The organism is Povalibacter sp. (genome assembly GCF_036735925.1).
GTDB lineage: Bacteria > Pseudomonadota > Gammaproteobacteria > Steroidobacterales > Steroidobacteraceae > Steroidobacter.
This window is the reverse complement of sequence record NZ_DAINNK010000157.1, coordinates 1-2665: the sequence shown is the minus strand read 5'-3', so window position 1 is coordinate 2665 and position 2665 is coordinate 1. Positions and strand designations below refer to the sequence as shown.

The following is a 2665-nucleotide window of genomic DNA, read 5'->3' as shown; positions in this document are numbered from 1 at the left end:
CAACAGAAGACCCGCGATGCGAATCGGGCAGGTGGATTGAAATTCCTATCCGCCGGGTCGACCGATTTCTTGGATGAATGCCCGAGGTATCGGTGCGACCCTCCTCGGCTGACCGACGGCGGTCGGTTCGCGCTCCGTGACGCTGGACGATACGTAGCGCGAAAATGCTGCGCGCCTCCGCGGCTCGACCGCCAGGACGGCAGTCATATCATTCACTCGTTTCATCCCCTCATGAGGGATGTATTAGCCATGTAATATGATTGATGCTATATTTCGTTCTCAATTCATCCCCTCATGAGGCTCGTTTTGAGCGAGAAACATCATGCGAAGACCCTCGGACCGCGGTCGGCGCAGCTCATCACGGAACTGCACGAGTTGCGCAAGACCACGTTCACCGTGGCGGACGTGTGCGCGATCACGGGGTTGTCGCCGATCGCGGCCCGCAAGCTGGTCCACAAGGCCCGGCAGCGGGGTTTGGTGACCCGGCTCAAGCCAGGTCTGTACAACCTCGTGCCGTTCGAGCTGGGACGGGCCACCGAGCATGTCGACAGCCCCTATCTGATCGCGCGCGAACTCGTGGGCGAGGCTGCGTATTTCCTGTCGCACGGCACCGCCTTCGAGCTGCATCGCATGGTGACCCAGCCGAACTTCACCGTGTACGTCTCCTGCACACGGCGGGTGCGCCCGCAAACGGTGGGCGGCTATGACTTTCACTTCGTTCACGTCACCCCCGAGCGAGTCTTCGGCGTGACGAAGCACTGGGTCGACAAGGAACGCTTCGTGATGATCAGCGACATCGAGCGCACGATCCTCGACGGTCTGCGGCACCCGGCATTCGTCGGCGGCATCACTGAGGTCGCCAAGGGCCTGTGGATGAAGCGTGCCGAACTCGACATGCCACGCCTGGTGGAGTACGTGCGCCGCCTCGACGTGGGCGCGGTCGTGCGCCGCCTCGGCTACCTGCTGGAGCACTACGGCCTGGCGGACGCGACGACGCTGGAATCGCTGCGCGGCATGCTGACCGCGACCTACCAGCGTTTCGACCCCCTGTTACCGGCCGAAGGCCCGTTCGTCGCGCGCTGGCGCCTGCAACTCAACGTGACTCCCGAAGAACTCGACGCAGTGAGGCTCGGCTGATGATTCCCCAACGCAACCTGTCCCTGATCTCGAACAGGCTGGTGAACGCCGGCGGTCGGCGCATCCCCGAGGCCGTCATCGAGCGCGACTATGTGCTGGCCTGGTTCCTGACCGGATTGGCCGGCCATCCGCTGCGCGACGTGCTCGCGTTCAAGGGTGGCACGGCACTGCGGCGCTGCTGGTTCGCGGACTACCGATTCTCGGAGGATCTGGACTTCACCCTGATTCGCCCGATCACCTTCGACGAGATTCTGGCCGGTCTGAACGACATCTTCGCTGTGATCGAAAACGCCTGTGGGCTGCGGATCGCCTTCGATCGCGAAGACCGCCACGGCCACCAGAACAGTCATACCTTCTACCTGCACTACCAGGGACCGCTGCCCGCGGCCAACGACGTGAAGGTAGATATCACGATCGACGAAGTGCTGTGCTTTCCGCTGGTCGATCGCACGATCCACCGTACCTACGACGGGTTCGACGACCTGCCGGAAGGGCCGACCGTCAAGGTCTACGCTCTCGAAGAGATCGTGATCGAGAAACTGCTCGCCCTGAGTGATCGCGCGCGCAATGAGCCGCGTGATCTGTATGACCTTTGGTATCTGCTGGACGCCACCGAACTGCGCATCGCGGAACTGCATGCCGAACTCGACGCCAAACTCGCGCATCGGCAACGCCCCGCCGCGGGCATCGAGCAGGTGATCGCTGCCAAGGAAGATCGGCTGCGGCGCCTCTGGACGACCAGGCTCGCCCATCAGATGACCGATTTGCCTCCGTTCGATGGTGTCTTCCGGGACGTGTTGCGCACACTTCGGGCCGCCGGTCTACCGAAAGCCGATGGTTGAAGCACAGAAAAAAGCGGCCCCCGAAGGGGCCGCGAGAGGGATGTCACAAACTCAGTGCACCAACTGCCGTGCCAGTGCCACTTCCACCGAGTCCGAACTCCGGCGTGATGAAGCCGATGACCCCGGAGATGACCGAGGCATCGAGGCCGAAGAGAAATCCGCCGAGCGCGACGACGGCTGCGAGCGTGATGGTGCGGCGGGCGGCCTCGCGGTAATCGACGGCGGCGTGAGTCATCAGGGCCCTCGCGAAGCAGTGAGCGTATCGAATAGCGTCGGACTGCCGTGCAGCCACGGGGCGCGGCGCACTTCAGTCAACCACAGGTCCTGGATGCGCGAATCGCCCCAGTAGCCGCTGGCATACGGCGCCCCCACATCGGCTGATCGTCCCAGCGCGCATTGATGTAGGCGAAGGCGCCGATCAGGGCGCGGTTGTCGTCGATGAACGAGAGCAGCGGTTCGTACCACTCGGCCCAGATCTCATCGGCGCTGCGCTGCACGGTGTCGGTGTGCGGCGGGCCACGTTGCAGACCCTGCCGGCGAGGCCGGAGACGGACGATCATCGCTCTGCTGCCACCGCGGGCGGATTTTTATTGCACGCCGGGGTGGCGATCGAACCGCATCAGCGCGCCAAGCTGGAACGGTTATGCCGCTACGTGAGCCGTCCGTCCGTATCGACGCAGCGCCTG

4 protein-coding genes and 1 pseudogene are annotated in these 2665 nt (G+C 63.7%); 3 read left to right on the top strand and 2 right to left on the bottom strand.

Annotated features, from left to right (window positions below; translation table 11 throughout):
* Nucleotides 1-294: 294 nt before the first annotated feature.
* Nucleotides 295-1137, top strand: coding sequence for a type IV toxin-antitoxin system AbiEi family antitoxin domain-containing protein (locus V7D81_RS23090; RefSeq protein WP_324320752.1), 843 nt, complete (start codon nucleotides 295-297; stop codon nucleotides 1135-1137).
* A 41-nt stretch (nucleotides 1138-1178) separates the two neighbouring features.
* The gene (locus tag V7D81_RS23085; RefSeq protein ID WP_324320749.1) at nucleotides 1179-1979 is read left to right on the top strand and encodes a nucleotidyl transferase AbiEii/AbiGii toxin family protein; all 801 of its coding nucleotides are present in this window, start codon (nucleotides 1179-1181) and stop codon (nucleotides 1977-1979) included.
* A gap of 43 nt (nucleotides 1980-2022) precedes the next feature.
* Here the strand turns inward: V7D81_RS23085 and V7D81_RS23080 are convergent, their stop codons facing one another.
* On the bottom strand, nucleotides 2023-2214 hold the full coding sequence (locus V7D81_RS23080; RefSeq protein ID WP_324320747.1) for a hypothetical protein: 192 nt from the start codon (nucleotides 2212-2214) through the stop codon (nucleotides 2023-2025).
* Nucleotides 2215-2290: 76 nt separating this feature from the next.
* Entirely contained in the window at nucleotides 2291-2539 is a 249-nt protein-coding gene (locus tag V7D81_RS23075) for a hypothetical protein (RefSeq protein ID WP_324320753.1), read from the bottom strand.
* On the opposite strand from V7D81_RS23075, the pseudogene V7D81_RS23375 reads away from it, so the two are divergent.
* Nucleotides 2498-2665 (top strand): annotated as a pseudogene (locus tag V7D81_RS23375) (transposase); the annotation flags it as partial. The gene V7D81_RS23075 and the pseudogene V7D81_RS23375 overlap by 42 nt on opposite strands.